Origin of the sequence: Pseudomonas sp. IT-P294, assembly GCF_949767865.1 — a bacterium.
Lineage (GTDB): Bacteria > Pseudomonadota > Gammaproteobacteria > Pseudomonadales > Pseudomonadaceae > Aquipseudomonas.
The window spans coordinates 55685-73725 of the sequence record NZ_CATKQW010000003.1; the positions used below are offsets into that span (position 1 = coordinate 55685).

The window sequence follows — 18041 nt, forward strand, 5'->3', positions numbered from 1 at the left end:
CGTGACACATCGGGGGCATCCCAAGGAAGATCGAACCATGACTAAAAAGGCCGTTATCGTTTTCAGCGGTGGGCAGGACTCCACGACCTGCTTGATCCAGGCGTTGCCGCTCTACGACGAAATTCACTGCATTACCTTTGACTATGGCCAGCGTCACCGCGCGGAAATTGAAGTGGCGCAGCAGCTTTCGAAAGAGCTTGGCGTCACGGTGCACAAGGTGCTGGACTGTTCATTGTTGAATGAACTGGCCATCAGTAGTTTGACGCGCGATAACATTCCAGTGCCCAGCACAAACAGTTTCGGTGAAAGTCTGCCGAGCACTTTCGTACCCGGTAGAAACATTCTGTTTTTAACCTTGGCTTCTATTTATGCCTATCAAGTACAGGCCGAGACGTTAATCACGGGGGTCTGCGAAACAGATTTTTCCGGTTACCCGGATTGTCGAGATGAGTTTGTTAAAGCGCTGCATAAAGCCATCGAACTGGGCATGGACTATAAGCTGCGAATTGAAACGCCGCTCATGTGGTTGAACAAGGCCGAAACATGGGCCTTGGCCGAACATCATGGAAAACTTGATTTGATTCAGCAACACACACTGACTTGTTACAACGGCGTAAAAGGCAGCGGATGCGGCGACTGCGACGCGTGCAATCTTCGAGCAAAAGGGTTGAATGTGTTCCTTGAAAACAAACCCGCAGTGATGAAAAGCCTGAAAGAAAAATTAAAGTTTAAATAGCGTTTAGCTGTGCAGGGATTTTCATCTCACTGCCTTTTACGCAACCTGTTGGCGCGCGTATTAGTCACCTCATTGCGTGATGGCTGTGACTTGCTGGATGTCGTTGGCCGACGATTACAGATGCAGCTTTCGGCGTAAAAAAAGGTCGACCTCAGTGAGGTCGACCAGCGCTGACGAGTTCGGGCAAAATGCGCAACGAATACGCAATGAACAACAATTTCGCTCTTGGTGGCGTCACCGTCGCTGGCACTGATCCGCACAGGTTTGGAGTAAAGGGAATGACTCAGTTTCAGCGCATCGCCGCGCTGTTCGCCGTGGCCGTCGCGCTGGGCGGCTGCACCAGCAATCCGGTGTACACCGCCAAGGAAACCTTCCCCAGCAACCGGGGTTTGAACAACGACAGGATGAGCCGCGCCATCGTCACCGCGCTGATTGAACGCCAATGGGTCGTGCAATCGGCGCGTCCGGGCATGATCAAGGCTGCGATTACCGTGCGCGATAAACACCACGCCGAAATCGACATCCCCTACACCACGACCTCGTTTGAAATCGACTACCGCGACAGCCGCGGCCTGGGCTACAAGGACGGTCGCATCCACGGCACCTACAACCGCTGGATCAACTACCTGCGTGATGACGTGATCCAGCAACTGGCCTCCGACCCGGATGTCGATCAGGTCATCGCCTCGCAGGGCGCCTATGAACCCACCTTCCAGGACTTCCAGGAAGGCGTGAAACGCGCTACCGACGTCGGCCTGCTGGACGGCAGCGTCACGTTCTACCTGGCCGGAGAAACGCTGCCAGCGCAGGTGCGCAAACTGACCACCGTGAGCAGCAGCCGACACACCGACAACGAAGACAAGTCTGATGAAGACGCCTGCTTCTGGGCCTTGCAATCGACCTTGGCGACGTTGCAGAGCAAAGCCAAAAAGGCCGGTGCGAACGCCGTGATCAATATTGCCGGCATCAACAAGCGCGATCTGAGCCAGGACACCGGGAAATACCAGTGCGCCGCCGACAGGGCGACAATACCGGGGCTGGAGGCGCTTAAGCCTGCGGTGACCGGGGTGGGGTTGCGAGGGGAGTTGGTAAAGGTTGACTGAGGTGAGCACCTCGGAAACGACAAGGGGCGCCTTTCGGCGCCCCTTCACAAACAGGTCGGCTTGTCATCGCCCGGTACCTGTCTGGCTCTGCGATGGCTGGTTGCCCAGGATCCTCAGAGTCTCACAAGCCCCTTTCGGGAACCGTCCAGATACTTACTGAGCCTGAATCAACTTGCTCTCAGCAACGCCCGCGCGACCCGTCTTGTCGTCGACGACTTGCAGGCTATTGCGCGCCTTGATGAAGCCCACTTTCACTTCCTGCCAGACGAAATAGTTCTTGCCGGCTTCTGCAGTGAGTTTCAGTTCGGAATCGTTTTCCGCCGAAGACACCAAGGTCTGCTGACCCGCCGGGACGGCCAACATCAGGTAAGACTTGGCGACAGTCTGGCCGACCGGTTTGCCATTGAGTGTCACCGGCATTTTCACCCCGGCACCCATACTTTCATTGCGATAAACATAGATATGGGCTTTGTCGGGGTTTACCTGGAACGTCTTCGCTTGAGCGTCTTGGGTTTCATCAGCCATTTTTACCGAAGCACAACCACCGGTCAGCGCCATCAAGGCCAGCAAAGCGGTGAACGTTAACTGCTTGAACATCCTGTATCTCCATAGTGTGTGATGAGTCCAATGACGGTTATCGGCCGATCAGAAAAAAGACTAAGAGAAGCATCGAAAAAAACTTGAATCCCTAAGGCGTCAGCTTCCTCGTCAACAACTCCACAAACGCCTTGGCCATCGGCGACTTCTGATCCTTGCGCTGCACCAGCCACACCGCCGACACCGCTTCCGGATCAAGCAGCGGTCGATACACCACGCCATCAATACGCATCCGCTGATAGGAGGCCGGCAGCACCGACACCCCCAGCCCCGCCGCCACCAGCCCGATAATCGTCATCGCTTCACCCGCCTCTTGCGCAAAGTGCGGGCTGAAACCGGCATCCCGCGCCAGGCTGAGCAATTGTGCGTACAGGCCACTGCCATAACTGCGTGGGAAAAATACGAAGGGTTCGAGGGCCAATGCCGACAGGAAGAGCCCCTCTTCGCTGTCAGTCACCAGCGGATGCTTGGAGCTGAGCACGGCCACCAGGGGTTCACGCATCAATTCCACCACGCTGAGGGAGTCCGGCAACCCCAGCGGTCGCATGATCCCGACCTCGATCGACTCATCCACCAGCGCATCGGCCACTTGGGTGCTGCTCATCTCCCGCAGGTTCAAATGCACGGCCGGGAACCGCTGGCGGAATGAAAAAATCGCTTGGGGAATGGTTGAGTTGAAGGGGGCCGACGAGGTGAAACCAATTTTCAGCTCACCCAACTCGCCAAGCTGCGCACGACGCGCCACATCAGCGGCTTTATCGACCTGCGCCAGCACCAATCGCGCTTCTTCCAGGAACAACCGACCCGCCTCGCTGAGCTCGACCCGACGATTGGTACGCTCGAACAGCCGTGCACCGACTTCCTGTTCCAGCGCCTGAATCTGCTGGCTCAATGGCGGCTGCGAGATGCCCAGCACCTGGGCGGCGCGGCCGAAATGCAGTTCTTCGGCGACGGCGATGAAGTAGCGCAGGTGACGCAATTCCATGAAAACTCCATTAGGTCGTTAAACCTATCAAACAGGTCGAACAATATATTGGATTGAATCATTAGCCAGCTATATGCTTTTTTCATTGCCTGACCGGCTGCGTCCTCCGAGGTCTGAAGTGAAAACTGCTGTCGCCCCCCTTGCTCATGAAGTTCCGCCCGCTGCGGTAGACGATGTTGTCGCCGAAATGAAGGAGATCTACATCGAAAAAGGCACGCCGATGTTCATGCGCACGGTGCTGGCGTTGTTCTGTGGCGGTTTCGCGACGTTCGCCTTGCTCTACTGCGTGCAGCCGATGATGCCGCTGCTGTCCCACGAATATTCGATCAATGCGGCGCAGAGCAGCCTGATCCTGTCGGTCGCCACCGGCATGCTGGCGATTGGTCTGCTGATCACCGGGCCGATCTCCGACCGTGTCGGACGCAAACCGGTCATGGTCGCGGCACTGTTCGCCGCCGCGCTGTGCACCATGGCCAGCGCGATGATGCCGAGCTGGCAAGGCGTCTTGGTGATGCGCGCGTTGATCGGGTTGTCATTGAGCGGTCTGGCGGCAGTTGCCATGACGTACCTGAGCGAAGAAATCCACCCGCAACACATCGGCTTGGCGATGGGACTGTACATCGGCGGCAACGCGATTGGCGGGATGAGCGGACGCTTGATCACCGGCGTGTTGATCGACTTCGTCAGCTGGCACACCGCGATGCTGGTGATCGGCAGCCTGGCGCTGATCGCGGCAGCGGTGTTCTGGAAAATCCTTCCCGAATCGCGCAACTTCCGCGCCCGTTCGCTGCACCCGCGCAGCCTGCTAGATGGCTTCACCATGCATTTTCGCGATGCCGGCCTGCCGCTGCTGTTCCTTGAAGCGTTTGTGTTGATGGGCGCGTTTGTCACGCTGTTCAACTACATCGGCTATCGCTTGCTGGCCGAGCCCTACCATATGGATCAGGTGTTTGTCGGGCTGCTGTCGGTGGTGTACCTGTCGGGTATCTACAGTTCGGCGAAAATCGGTTCGCTGGCTGACAAACTGGGCCGACGCAAAGTGCTCTGGGCAACGATTGTGCTGATGCTGGCCGGTCTTGCCCTGACGATGTTCACGCCATTGCCGCTGGTGATCATCGGCATGTTGATCTTCACGTTTGGCTTCTTTGGCGCGCATTCGGTGGCCAGCAGCTGGATCGGGCGCCGGGCGATTAAGGCCAAGGGGCAGGCATCGTCGCTTTACTTGTTCAGCTATTACGCCGGGTCGAGTATTGCGGGGACGGCGGGTGGGGTGTTCTGGCACATGGGTGGATGGAATGGGATTGGGTTGTTCATTGGCGGGTTGCTGGTGATTGCGCTGCTGGTGGCGTTGAAGCTGGCGAAGTTGCCGCCGTTGGGCGGCGTCAAAGCCTGACACCCATCCCTGTGGGAGTGAGCCTGCTCGCGATGACGGCGTAACAGACGACATTGATGTTGGATGTTATGGCCTCATCGCGAGCAGGCTCGCTCCCACAGGGACCGAGTGTTGCCCGAGATCTCCATACAAAAACGCCCGACATCTGCCGGGCGTTTTTTATTGGGCGACGATCACTCGTGATACTGCGCCGACAACTCGTGCACCGCGCGAAGGAACGCACCCGCGTGTTCCGGATCAACTTCCGGCGTGATGCCATGGCCGAGGTTGAACACGTGGCCGCTGCCTTTGCCGTAGCTGGCGAGGATCCGGCCGACTTCGGCACGAATGGCTTCTGGCTTGGCATAGAGCACGGTCGGGTCCATGTTGCCTTGCAGCGCGACTTTGTTGCCAACACGCTGGCGGGCTTCGCCGATGTCGCAGGTCCAGTCCAGGCCAAGGGCATCAGCGCCAACGTCGGCGATGCTTTCCAGCCACAGGCCGCCGTTCTTGGTGAACAGGATGACTGGAACCTTGCGGCCTTCGTGTTCGCGGATCAGGCCGCTGACGATTTTGCGCATGTAGGCCAGGGAGAATTCCTGGTACGCCGCCGCCGAAAGGTTGCCGCCCCAGGTATCGAAGATCTGCACCGCTTGCGCGCCGGCCATGATCTGGCCATTGAGGTAGCTGGTGACCGACTGCGCGAGCTTGTCCAGCAGCAGGTGCATGGCTTGCGGGTTGTCGTAGAGCATGGCCTTGGTCTTGCGGAAGTCTTTCGACGAACCGCCTTCGACCATGTAGGTGGCCAGCGTCCACGGGCTCCCGGAGAAACCGATCAGCGGCACGCGGCCGTTCAGTTCGCGACGGATAGTGCTGACCGCGTCCATGACGTAGCCGAGGTCTTTGTGCGGATCGGGAATCGGCAGGGCTTCGATGTCGGCCAGGGTGCTGACGACTTTCTTGAAGCGCGGACCTTCACCGGTTTCGAAGTACAGGCCTTGGCCCATCGCATCGGGGATGGTGAGGATGTCGGAGAACAGGATCGCCGCGTCCAGTTGCGGATAGCGGTCGAGCGGTTGCATCGTGACTTCGCAAGCGAACTCCGGGTTCATGCACAGGCTCATGAAGTCACCGGCCTTGGCACGGCTGGCGCGGTATTCCGGCAGGTAGCGACCGGCCTGACGCATCATCCACACAGGGGTGACGTCTACGGGTTGCTTGAGCAGGGCGCGAAGGAAACGGTCGTTCTTCAGGGCAGTCATGTCGGCATCCGGAAAAAAAGTGCGGGCATTTTCTCAGAGCGCGACGCAAAAGGCACGGTTGCAGGTCAGCCTTTTGTCTATCGGGTCAATTTGTCGCGGTGAAAACCCGTTATTCGTAACACCCGGAAACCAATGTGGGAGCGGGCTTGCTCGCGAAGACGGAGTGTCAGGCAACATCACTGCTGACTGACACTCCGTCTTCGCGAGCAAGCCCGCTCCCACATTTTGATCCCATTTCAGGTCAGGATCGGGGTTTAGACGCCCAGGTAATCCAGGATCCCTTCAGCGGCATTACGCCCTTCGAAGATCGCCGTTACCACCAGGTCAGAACCGCGAACCATATCGCCACCGGCGAAGATTTTCGGGTTGCTGGTCTGGTGCTTGTACTTCCCTTGTTCCGGGGCCACGACGCGGCCCTGGCTGTCGGTCTGGATGCTGTGCTGTTCGAACCACGACGCCGGGCTTGGGCGGAAACCGAAGGCGATGACCACGGCGTCGGCCGGGATGATCTCTTCAGAACCCGGAATCGGCTCAGGGCTGCGACGGCCACGCGCGTCCGGTGCGCCGAGACGGGTCTCGACCACTTTCACGCCTTCGACACGGTCTTCACCGACGATGGCGATCGGCTGGCGGTTGTAGAGGAATTTCACGCCTTCTTCCTTGGCGTTCTTCACCTCTTTGCGCGAACCCGGCATGTTTGCTTCGTCGCGACGATAAGCACAGGTCACCGACTTGGCGCCCTGACGAATCGAAGTACGGTTGCAGTCCATCGCCGTATCGCCACCACCCAGCACCACGACCTTCTTGCCTTTCATGTCGACGAAATCTTCCGGCGACTTTTCAAAGCCCAGGTTGCGGTTGACGTTGGCGATCAGGAAGTCGAGCGCGTCATGCACGCCCGGCAGGTCCTCACCGGCAAAGCCGCCCTTCATGTAGGTGTAGGTGCCCATGCCCATGAACACGGCATCGTATTCTTCGAGCAGTTGCTCGACGGTCACGTCCTTGCCCACTTCGGTGTTCAGGCGGAACTGGATGCCCATGCCGGTGAAGACTTCGCGACGATTGCTCAGCACGGTCTTTTCCAGCTTGAACTCGGGGATGCCAAAGGTCAGCAGACCACCGATTTCCGGGTTCTTGTCGAACACCACCGGCGTCACGCCACCGCGTACCAGCACGTCGGCACAACCCAGGCCGGCCGGGCCTGCGCCGATGATTGCAACACGCTTGCCGGTCGGCTTGACCTTGGACATGTCCGGGCGCCAGCCCATGGCGAACGCGGTGTCGGTGATGTACTTCTCGACCGAACCGATGGTCACCGCGCCGAAACCGTCGTTAAGGGTGCAGGCACCCTCGCACAGACGGTCCTGCGGGCACACCCGGCCGCAAACTTCCGGCAGGGTGTTGGTCTGGTGCGACAGCTCGGCGGCCTGGAGGATGTTGCCCTCGGCCACCAGCTTCAGCCAGTTCGGAATGAAGTTGTGCACCGGGCACTTCCATTCGCAATACGGGTTACCGCAACCCAGGCAGCGGTGGGCCTGATCGGCCGAATGCTGGGGTTTGAAGGGTTCGTAGATCTCCACGAACTCTTTCTTGCGTTGACGCAACAGTTTCTTCTTCGGATCCTTGCGCCCGACATCGATGAACTGGAAGTCGTTATTCAGACGTTCAGCCATTGTTAAAACCTCATCAAACTCTTCAGGCGCATATCACTGCGGGTTGGCACGGGTGCTGGAAAGCAAAGATTTCAGGTTGGCAGCCTTAGGCTTGACCAGCCAGAAACGACGCAGATAGTCATCGAGGTTTTCAGCGAGGTTACGACCCCACTCGCTGTCGGTTTCCTCGACGTATTCGTTCAGCACGCGCTGCAAATGGCTGCGGTAGGCTTCCATCGCCTCACCGCTGATCCGCTGGATTTCCACCAGTTCGTGGTTGACCCGGTCAACGAAGGTGTTGTCCTGGTCGAGCACGTAGGCGAAACCGCCGGTCATGCCTGAGCCGAAGTTGTAACCGGTCTTGCCCAGAACGCAGACGAAACCACCAGTCATGTATTCGCAGCAGTGATCGCCAGTGCCTTCCACAACCGTGTGGGCACCGGAGTTACGCACCGCAAAACGCTCACCTGCGGTGCCGGCGGCGAACAGCTTGCCACCGGTGGCGCCGTACAAGCAGGTGTTGCCGATGATGGCACTGTCCTGAGTCTTGTAGACGCTGCCCTTCGGCGGAACGATGACCAGTTTGCCACCGGTCATGCCTTTGCCGACGTAGTCGTTGGCGTCGCCTTCCAGGTACATGTTCAGGCCGCCGGCGTTCCACACACCGAAACTCTGACCGGCCGTCCCTTTGAAACGGAAGGTGATCGGCGCGTTCGCCATGCCTTGGTTGCCGTGCTTGCGCGCGATTTCACCGGAGATCCGGGCACCGATCGAACGGTCGCAATTGCAGATGTCCAGGGCGAAATCGGCGCCGCTCATGTCGTTGATGGCCGAAGTGGCCATGTCGACCATTTTCTCGGCCAGCAGGCCTTTGTCGAACGGCGGGTTGCGGTCGACCTGGCAGAACTGAGGTTTGTCTGCCGGGATGTGATCGCTGCCCAGCAACGGGGTCAGGTCCAGGTGTTGCTGCTTGGCGGTCTGACCTTCGAGGATTTCCAGCAGATCGGTACGACCGATCAGCTCTTCGAGGGAACGCACGCCCAGCTTGGCCAGCCACTCACGGGTTTCTTCGGCGACGTAGGTGAAGAAATTCACCACCATGTCGACGGTGCCGATGTAGTGATCCTTGCGCAGCTTCTCGTTCTGGGTCGCGACGCCGGTGGCGCAGTTGTTCAGGTGGCAGATGCGCAGGTATTTGCAGCCCAGAGCAATCATCGGCGCGGTGCCGAAGCCGAAGCTTTCAGCGCCGAGGATCGCCGCCTTGATCACGTCGAGGCCGGTTTTCAGGCCGCCGTCGGTTTGTACCCGCACTTTGCCGCGCAGGTCGTTGCCACGCAGGGTCTGGTGGGTTTCGGCCAAACCGAGTTCCCATGGAGCGCCCGCGTATTTGATCGAGGTCAGCGGCGATGCACCGGTACCACCGTCGTAGCCGGAAATGGTGATCAAGTCCGCGTAGGCCTTGGCCACACCGGCGGCGATGGTGCCGACGCCCGCTTCTGCTACCAGCTTCACCGAGACCAGGGCTTTCGGGTTGACTTGTTTCAAGTCGAAAATCAGCTGCGACAAGTCTTCGATCGAATAGATGTCATGGTGCGGCGGCGGCGAAATCAGGGTCACGCCTGGCACCGCGTAACGCAGCTTGGCGATCAGACCGTTGACCTTGCCGCCGGGCAGTTGACCACCTTCGCCAGGCTTGGCGCCCTGAGCGACTTTGATCTGCAGCACTTCAGCGTTGACCAGGTATTCCGGGGTCACCCCGAAACGGCCGGTCGCGACCTGCTTGATTTTCGAGCTCTTGATGGTGCCGTAGCGCGCAGGGTCTTCGCCGCCTTCGCCGGAGTTGGAACGCGCACCGAGGCGGTTCATGGCTTCGGCCAGGGCTTCGTGGGCTTCCGGCGACAAGGCGCCCAGGGAGATGCCTGCGGAGTCGAAGCGTTTGAGCACCGATTCCAGCGGTTCGATCTCACTGATGTCCAGCGGCGTGTCCAAAGTTTTCACCTTGAACATGTCGCGGATCATCGACACCGGACGGTTGTCCACCAGCGCCGTGTATTCCTTGAACTTGCCGTAGTCACCCTGCTGTACAGCGGCTTGCAGGGTGTTGACCACGTCCGGGTTGTAAGCGTGATATTCGCCACCGTGGACGAACTTCAGCAGACCACCTTGCTGGATTGGCTTGCGCGGGCTCCAGGCTTCGGCAGCGAGGGCTTTCTGTTCGGCTTCGATGTCGACGAAACGCGCGCCCTTGATGCGGCTTGGCACGCCACGGAAGCTCAGGTCACAAACTTCTTCGGACAGGCCGATGGCTTCGAACAGTTGCGCACCGCGATACGAGGTGATGGTGGAGATGCCCATCTTCGACAGGATCTTCAACAGGCCTTTAGTGATGCCTTTACGGTAGTTCTTGAACACCTCATAGAGGTCGCCCAGCACTTCACCGGTGCGGATCAGGTCGCCCAGCACTTCGTAGGCCAGGAACGGATAGACCGCCGAGGCGCCGAAACCGATCAATACCGCGAAGTGATGCGGGTCGCGAGCGGTAGCGGTTTCCACGAGGATGTTGGAGTCGCAACGCAGGCCTTTTTCGGTCAGGCGGTGATGCACCGCGCCGGTGGCGAGCGAAGCGTGGATCGGCAGCTTGCCCGGACCAATGTGACGGTCACTCAGCACAACCTGGGTACGACCGGAGCGTACGGCTTCTTCAGCCTGATCGGCGACGTTGCGGATGGCCGCTTCGAGGCCGACGCTTTCGTCGTAGTTGAGGTCGATGATCTGGCGTTCGAAACCCGGACGATCGAGGTTCATCAGCGAGCGCCACTTGGCCGGGGAAATGACCGGCGAACTGAGGATCACGCGCGAGGCGTGTTCCGGCGACTCCTGGAAAATGTTGCGCTCGGCACCGAGGCAGATTTCCAGCGACATGACGATGGCTTCACGCAGCGGGTCGATCGGCGGGTTGGTGACCTGCGCGAACTGCTGGCGGAAATAGTCGTACGGCGTGCGCACGCGCTGGGACAGCACGGCCATCGGCGTATCGTCGCCCATCGAGCCCACGGCTTCGTAGCCCTGCTCGCCAAGCGGACGCAGCACCTGATCGCGTTCTTCGAACGTGACCTGATACATCTTCATGTATTGCTTGAGTTGATCGACGTCGTAGAAAGCCGAACCGTGATCGTTGTCCTCCATGGTCGCCTGGATGCGCAGAGCGTTCTTGCGCAGCCATTGCTTGTACGGATGACGGGACTTCAAACGGTTGTCGATGGCGTCGGTGTCGAGGATCTGACCGGTTTCGGTGTCCACGGCAAAGATCTGGCCCGGGCCCACGCGCCCCTTGGCGATGACGTCTTCAGGCTGGTAGTTCCAGACACCGATTTCCGAGGCCAGGGTGATGAAACCGTTCTTGGTGGTGACCCAACGCGCCGGACGCAAACCGTTACGGTCGAGCAGGCACACCGCGTAGCGACCATCGGTCATTACCACGCCGGCCGGACCATCCCACGGTTCCATGTGCATCGAGTTGTATTCGTAGAACGCCCGCAGGTCCGGGTCCATGGTTTCGACGTTCTGCCACGCTGGCGGAATGATCATCCGCACGCCACGGAACAGGTCGATGCCACCGGTGACCATCAGCTCGAGCATGTTGTCCATGCTGGAGGAGTCGGAACCAACGCGGTTGACCAGCGGGCCGAGCTCTTCGAGATCGGGCATCAGGTCGTTGGCGAACTTGGTGCGACGGGCCACGGCCCAGTTGCGGTTGCCGGTGATGGTGTTGATCTCGCCGTTGTGCGCCAGGAAGCGGAACGGTTGAGCCAACGGCCATTTCGGCAGGGTGTTGGTGGAGAAGCGCTGGTGGAACACGCAGATCGCGGTTTGCAGGCGCTGATCGCTCAGGTCTGGATAGAAGGCGGTCAAGTCCGCCGGCATCATCAGGCCTTTATAAATGATGGTCTTGTGGGAAAAGCTGCAGATGTAGTGATCGACGTCGGCGGCGTTGGCCACGGACGAACGACGACGGGAACTGAACAGCTTGATCGCCATGTCCTGATCGCTCAGGCCTTCGCCACCGATGAACACTTGTTCGATCTGCGGCAGACGCTCGAGGGCCAGACGGCCGAGGACGCTGGTGTCGATCGGCACTTTGCGCCAGCCGACGAGGGTCAGACCGGCAGCCAGGATCTCGCGGTTCATGTTCTCGCGAGCGGCTTCGGCTTTGACCGGGTCCTGGTTGAAGAAGACCATGCCCACGGCATATTGCTTGGGCAGTTCGACGCCGAAGGTTTCCTGGGCGATGGCTCGCAGGAACACGTCCGGCTTTTGAATCAGCAGACCGCAACCGTCACCGGTCTTGCCGTCGGCGTTGATCCCACCGCGGTGGGTCATGCAGGTCAGGGCCTCGATGGCCGTTTGCAAAAGGGTATGACTGGGCTCGCCCTGCATATGGGCTATCAGGCCGAAACCGCAGTTATCCTTGAATTCATCTGGTTGGTACAGACCTGCTTTCATAGACACTTTCTCACCAGGCTGCCCCTTATCGAGGCAAATTTCTTTTCAATTCAACCACTTGCCATCCGCGCCGAACGTACGCCAGCTTTGCGGGGGCAAAAGGGAGGTCATTGTACACACCGACACTTGGGCTCACAAATTTGACGACGAACTGTCGCAAATCTATGTCGCATTTGTGAAAGGTTTAAAGCGATATGCTGTGCTAGTCAAAACTTTTTTAATTTTGACCGCAACGACTCAAAGACCACTATGACGCAGACACCACAAGGCACGCGGTCTGTAGAGACGGCATGCGCTTGCAGAAATTTTGAGGTGCTTGGAGAGGCGGCCTGGGTAAGGCCGCCGAATCTTCAGCGAGTTGTTGCCAGTTCCTGTTGGACGCTGGCGACAGTGCGAGGCCAAGGTTTACCAGCCTGAACCTTCGCTGGCAAGGCCTTGATGGCGGTAACGGCTGCATCGCGGTTGGCGAAGTTACCGTAAGTGATGACGTAAAGCGGCTTGCCGTTGAGGACTTTCTTGAAATAACGGTACTCGCCGCCCTGCTCTTTCACGAAGTTTTGCGCGGCCGATTCAGAGCTGGTACCGAGGATCTGCACCACGTAGTTGCTCGTCGGTTGCCCGGCGTACCAGGTGCCACCGGCGCCTTTCGCGGCGGCAGCGGGCTTCTCGGCCGGTTTCTCGGCAGGTTTGGCGGTAGCCACGGCAGCTGGCTTGGCAGGCGCTGGAGCCGGCTTCACGGCAGGCGTGGTCGGGGCCGGCTTGGCTGTCGCGACCTGAGTCGGCGCTGGAGCCGGTTTGGCGGCAGGCGTTGGCGCAGGGCCTGGCTGGATACCCGCAGGCGGCGCAATGGTGGTCACGGTAGGCGGTTTAGCGCTGGAACCTTCGACAGGCACGCCGTCGTCACCTTCAGTGATACCGCCAGCCGCTTCGGCCAACGGACCGCGCATGACCGGTTGCGAGTTGCCGACCAACGGCAACGGCATCGGTTGCGAATTACCGGCGAATTCGACGGATGGTGCACCGCCGCTATTAGGTTTTGGCGCGCCCTGGCCGAGCGGCAATTGCGCCTGCTCGTTGGCAGGAGCGCCAGTGGTCGGTGCTTTGCTGCGACCTGGCATCAACCAGGCGGCGGCTACCGCGACCACGACGACGGCGGATATCGCCAATACGTGTTTCTTCGGCATGTTGAACCCCATACTTGGACGCTTCACCGCTGAGCGGCTGGCAATCATGGCTTCGATCATTGCATCGCGGGCGACCTGGTTGATATTGCCAGGCCAACCGTCGGAGCTTTCGTGAATATCAGAGATCTGATCTGCGGTAAAAAGTTCGATACCCCGGCCGGCACCTTCAAGGCGCTGGGCCAGATATTCGCGTGTTTCTTCTTCGGTGTAGGGCTGCAATTCGATGACGTGGAAACGCTCTTCCTCAAGGCTGAGCGCGTCAAGCTGAGCAATCAGCGAGGACTCACCGAACAGGAACACGTGCGGCCGACCTTCAGGCGCGCCAGCGGCGAGCGCCAGCAAGGCTTCCAGCGCGGACTCGTCGAGTTGCTCGGCATCATCCACCAGCAGATAGACTTCCTGCCCCGTCAGCGCCAACTGCACCACTTGAGACAGGATCGCGCCGATTTCGGCCTGTTCGATATTCAGCGCCTGAGCCACCTGACGCAGCACGCCAGCCGAATCACCGGCGCCACGGGCGGAAACCACCACGCTCTGCACCGACTGTTTGTTGGTGCTGGCTACCAGCGCCTGACGCAACAGGGTCTTGCCACTGCCTTGCGGGCCGGTGACCACCAGCAGCAACTGGCTGTAGCGCGCCAGGTGGTGCAGTTGTCCCAGCACCGGTTTGCGCTGGGCCGGGAAGAATTTGAAACCAGGCACCCGTGGAGCAAAAGGGTCATGGCTTAACTGGTAATGGCCGAGGAAAGCCTCGTCGGCATGCAAACTAGTCATCGGGATCTTATTAACCTTTAAGCTGAGCCAGGGCGCGGTAATCCGCTCCCAGCGTGGCCTGTAAAACCTCTTTCGGATAATCGTCGGTCACCACCGCTTCGCCCATGTGGCGCAGCAGCACCAGGCGCAAACGACCGTCGATCACTTTCTTGTCAATTGCCATGTGTTCGAGAAAATCGGCTTCGGTCATCTCTTCAGGCGGGATGACCGGCAAACCGGCACGCTGGAACAGGCGAATACCGCGATCACGTTCCTGCTCGCTGATCCAGCCCAGGCGCGCAGACATTTCCAACGCCATTACGGTGCCAGCAGCCACGGCCTCGCCATGCAGCCAGACACCATAGCCCATATGAGTTTCGATAGCGTGGCCGAAGGTGTGCCCCAGGTTCAACGTGGCACGAACGCCGGTTTCCTTCTCGTCGGCACCGACCACTGCAGCCTTGGCCGCGCAAGAGCGCTCGATGGCATACGTCAGGGCCACCTGATCCAGGGCGCGCAGGCGATCGACGTTTTCTTCGAGCCAGGTCAGGAACGGCTCATCGCAGATCAGCCCGTACTTGATGACTTCCGCCAGCCCGGCAGAGAGTTCGCGGGGCGGCAGGGTATTGAGGGTGGCGGTATCGATCAGAACCACGTTCGGCTGATAAAACGCGCCGACCATGTTTTTGCCCAGCGGATGGTTGATCCCGGTCTTGCCGCCCACCGAGGAGTCGACTTGCGACAGCAACGTGGTCGGGACCTGGATGAAATCGACGCCGCGCTGATAACAGGCTGCGGCAAAACCGGCCATGTCACCAATAACACCACCACCGAGGGCGATCACCGTGGTGCGTCGATCGTGCCGTGCGGTCAGCAGGCCGTCGAAAATCAGTTGCAGGGTTTCCCAAGTCTTGAAGGCTTCGCCGTCGGGCAGCACCACGGAAATCACCGAGAATTGCGCGAGGCTGCGGGTCAGACGCTCCAGATAGAGCGGCGCAACGGTCTCGTTGGAGATGATCGCCACTTGCCGTCCGCGGATGTGCGGGGCCAGCAGCCCAGGCTGATCCAACAAACCTTCGCCAATATGAATCGGGTAGCTGCGCTCGCCTAAGTCGACCTTGAGTGTCTGCATGTGTCCCCACAGTGAAGATGAATCAGGCGTCCTGCCTTGAATTAACGAATGTCCATGATACCTGTTGGTGTGACGCCGTTTGGCAGCCATCCGCCACAACCTTGAGCGGTTGTGACAGGACGCCGAGGATAGCGCATTTCGCGCCGGGCATTAACGGGGAGGTAGCTGCTGCAAGCGTTCGAGAATGTCGAGCACCACCATTCGCGGCGGCCGCTCATCCGTTTCCACCACCAGGTCGGCGATTTCCCGATAAAGCGGATCGCGGATCGCCAGCAGGTCCCGAAGGGTCTTGGCCGGGTCGGCTGTACGCAACAGCGGCCGATTGCGATCGCGGGAAGTGCGGCCAACCTGCTGCTCGACGGAGGCATGCAGATAAACCACCCGACCACCGGCGCGCAGTGCCCGACGATTGGCTTCGCGCATTACCGCGCCACCACCGGTCGCCAGCACCACGCCGTCGCAGCCACACAGCTCGGCAATCATCGCCTGCTCGCGGTCACGGAAGCCCGGTTCGCCTTCTTTATCGAAAATCCACGGGATATTGGCGCCCGTGCGCAATTCAATTTCCTTATCGGAATCTTTGAACGGCAGGCGCAGCTCTTTGGCCAGCAACCGGCCGATGGTGCTTTTTCCAGCCCCCATCGGTCCAACAAGAATCAAATTTCGCACAGAATCAATGACTCACAGCAATCGCCTGGTTATTCATGATACGCGGAGTGAGAAATACCAGCAGCTCGGATTTTTTCTCCGAAACCACGTCACGCCGGAAAAGGCGGCCAAGATACGGCACATCACCGAGAAATGGCACCTTATCTACAACCTTGCTCTGAGTATTTGAGAAAACTCCACCAATCACGATGGTCTCGCCATCGTTGACCAGCACCTTGGCATTGACTTCGTTTTTCTTGATCGGCGGTACATCCTGGACTTTGTTCAGGTAGTCCGGCTCATCCTTGGTGACCTTGACCTCCATGATGATCCGGTTGTCCGGAGTGATCTGCGGCGTCACTTCAAGCGACAGCGAGGCTTCCTTGAAAGACACCGAAGTCGCGCCGCTGGAACTGGCTTCCTGATAGGGAATCTCGGTGCCCTTGAGGATTTTCGCGGTTTCCTTGTCGGACGTGACCACCTTCGGTTGCGAGACGATTTCGCCGTTGCCGGTCTTCTCCATCGCCGTCAGCTCCAGGTCCAGCAACACGTTGTCGGTGATGAAAGCGATGCCGATCCCCGAGGTATTGCCGGCAGCACCCAAGTCGACAAATGGCGAGTTGGTGCTGGTGCTGCCCGGTGTGCCGATGGTCGTCGAGGAGCCACTGACCCCGGACGTGTTCCAGTTACCCTTGTTCTGGGCCGAACCGCCCCAGCGCACACCGAGGCTTTTGTCATAGTCGACGTTGGCTTCGACGATTCGCGCCTCGATCATCACCTGGCGCACCGGGATATCCAGTTGCGCGACGATCCGACGAAGTTCGTCGAGGCGATCCTGGGTCTGGTAGGCGATGATGTTGTTGGTCCGCTCATCAACCGTGATGGAACCCCGCTCGTCGGCTTTCGCTTCGGCACTGGTCACCGAGGTGAACAATTTGGCGATGTCGGCAGCCTTGGCGTAGTTGACCTGCAGCAGTTCTCGGCGCAGCGGCGCGAGGTCGGAGATCTGCTTCAGCGATTCCAGCTCCTGGCGTTCGCGAGCAGCGATTTCATCGGCCGGCGCCACCAGTAGAACGTTGCCGATCTTGCGCTTGTCCAGGCCTTTGGTCTTCAGCACCAGGTCCAGCGCTTGATCCCACGGGACGTTTTGCAAACGCAAGGTAATGCCGCCCTGAACGGTGTCACTGGCGACCAGGTTGAGGTTGGTGAAATCGGCGATCAACTGCAGCACCGAGCGCACATCGATGTCCTGGAAATTCAGCGAGAGCTTTTCACCGGTATAGGCAAAACGCTCGGCGTTGCGCTTTTGCAGGTCGTCCACGGTCATCGGACGAATACTGACTGTCAGCTTGTTGTCGGTCTGGTAGGTCGAATAATCGAACGCGCCGCTGGGCTCGATGCTGATCGTGGCCCGATCACCCGTGGCACTGGCGTTGACGAATTGAACCGGCGTGGCGAAATCCTTGACGTCCAGGCGCACGCGCAACGGTTCAGGCAACTGAGTCCTGGCAAAACCGAGGATGATCTTGCCGTCGCGCTCCTGGATATCCGGGGCGATTGAAGGATCCGACAAGTCGATCACCACATTGCCTTCACCCTGGGTGCCGCGCTGGAAGTCCACGCCGCGGATGGCTTTGTTGGCGGGCACATAGGCTTTCACCGGGGCAGGCTTTGCCGTCGCGACGCGGGGGGCACTGGCCGGTGGCCGGGACACCTTTGAATTGGCCCCTTGCCCGACTACCACAATCAATTTGTTGCCTTCGACCCGGGCGTTGTACGGGGTCAACTGGGTCAGGTTGATGATCAGCCGCGTACGATCGTTGGCCTCCACAACCGTCGCGCTGCGCGCATTGCCGCCGCCCAGATCGCGGTTCTTGCTCGTCAGCTGATTGACCACGCCAGGCAGGTCCAGCGCGATTCGCGCTGGTGACTCGGTCGTGTATCCGTGGGGCTCTGGTGGCGGCCCATCGAAAGACAACTTCAACTCGACGCGATCACCCGGCAGCGCGGCGACATCCAGCGCCTTGAGGTTGGCCGCTTGGACCATCGGCGACAGCAACGCTATCCATAGCGAGATACCGACGGTTGAGAAAATCCTGTTCATTGTTCGAGTT

The 18041-nt window shown here is 59.4% G+C and carries 12 protein-coding genes; 3 read left to right on the forward strand and 9 right to left on the reverse strand.

The features are described from left to right. The first annotated feature begins 37 nt into the window (after positions 1 to 37). Together queC and ACM6I0_RS02650 are read left to right on the forward strand one after the other, a co-directional pair. Positions 38 to 736 (forward strand): 7-cyano-7-deazaguanine synthase QueC, encoded by a 699-nt coding sequence (gene queC / locus ACM6I0_RS02645; protein WP_285433595.1) that lies wholly within the window; start codon positions 38 to 40, stop codon positions 734 to 736. Positions 737 to 1014: 278 nt separating this feature from the next. After that, the gene (locus ACM6I0_RS02650; protein ID WP_414921393.1) at positions 1015 to 1839 is read left to right on the forward strand and encodes a hypothetical protein; all 825 of its coding nucleotides are present in this window, start codon (positions 1015 to 1017) and stop codon (positions 1837 to 1839) included. A 153-nt stretch (positions 1840 to 1992) separates the two neighbouring features. On the opposite strand, the gene ACM6I0_RS02655 is transcribed toward ACM6I0_RS02650, so the two are convergent. Together ACM6I0_RS02655 and ACM6I0_RS02660 are read right to left on the reverse strand one after the other, a co-directional pair. After that, positions 1993 to 2436 (reverse strand): DUF2846 domain-containing protein, encoded by a 444-nt coding sequence (locus tag ACM6I0_RS02655; RefSeq protein ID WP_414921394.1) that lies wholly within the window; start codon positions 2434 to 2436, stop codon positions 1993 to 1995. A 91-nt stretch (positions 2437 to 2527) separates the two neighbouring features. Continuing rightward, on the reverse strand, positions 2528 to 3421 hold the full coding sequence (locus tag ACM6I0_RS02660; RefSeq protein WP_414921395.1) for a LysR substrate-binding domain-containing protein: 894 nt from the start codon (positions 3419 to 3421) through the stop codon (positions 2528 to 2530). A 118-nt stretch (positions 3422 to 3539) separates the two neighbouring features. On the opposite strand from ACM6I0_RS02660, the gene ACM6I0_RS02665 reads away from it, so the two are divergent. Next, positions 3540 to 4814: an MFS transporter gene (locus tag ACM6I0_RS02665; RefSeq protein WP_285433591.1), complete on the forward strand. Its 1275-nt coding sequence runs from the start codon at positions 3540 to 3542 to the stop codon at positions 4812 to 4814. Between the two features lie 173 nt (positions 4815 to 4987). On the opposite strand, the gene hemE is transcribed toward ACM6I0_RS02665, so the two are convergent. The 7 genes from hemE to pilQ all read right to left on the reverse strand — a co-directional run bounded on the left by hemE (position 4988) and on the right by pilQ (position 18031). Then, positions 4988 to 6055, reverse strand: a complete 1068-nt coding sequence (gene hemE, locus ACM6I0_RS02670; RefSeq protein ID WP_285433590.1) for a uroporphyrinogen decarboxylase — start codon at positions 6053 to 6055, stop codon at positions 4988 to 4990. A 254-nt stretch (positions 6056 to 6309) separates the two neighbouring features. Continuing rightward, entirely contained in the window at positions 6310 to 7728 is a 1419-nt protein-coding gene (locus ACM6I0_RS02675) for an FAD-dependent oxidoreductase (RefSeq protein ID WP_285433589.1), read from the reverse strand. 33 nt (positions 7729 to 7761) lie between these two features. Next, positions 7762 to 12210 carry a glutamate synthase large subunit gene (gltB, locus tag ACM6I0_RS02680; RefSeq protein ID WP_285433587.1) on the reverse strand — a complete coding sequence of 1483 codons (4449 nt, stop codon included), beginning with the start codon at positions 12208 to 12210 and terminating at the stop codon, positions 7762 to 7764. Between the two features lie 350 nt (positions 12211 to 12560). Continuing rightward, on the reverse strand, positions 12561 to 14168 hold the full coding sequence (locus ACM6I0_RS02685) for an AAA family ATPase (RefSeq protein ID WP_285433586.1): 1608 nt from the start codon (positions 14166 to 14168) through the stop codon (positions 12561 to 12563). A gap of 10 nt (positions 14169 to 14178) precedes the next feature. After that, positions 14179 to 15279, reverse strand: coding sequence for a 3-dehydroquinate synthase (gene aroB, locus ACM6I0_RS02690; RefSeq protein WP_285433584.1), 1101 nt, complete (start codon positions 15277 to 15279; stop codon positions 14179 to 14181). Between the two features lie 150 nt (positions 15280 to 15429). After that, positions 15430 to 15948, reverse strand: coding sequence for a shikimate kinase AroK (gene aroK / locus ACM6I0_RS02695; protein WP_222589435.1), 519 nt, complete (start codon positions 15946 to 15948; stop codon positions 15430 to 15432). A gap of 4 nt (positions 15949 to 15952) precedes the next feature. Beyond that, entirely contained in the window at positions 15953 to 18031 is a 2079-nt protein-coding gene (pilQ, locus tag ACM6I0_RS02700; RefSeq protein WP_285433583.1) for a type IV pilus secretin PilQ, read from the reverse strand. Between the last annotated feature and the right edge of the window lie 10 nt (positions 18032 to 18041).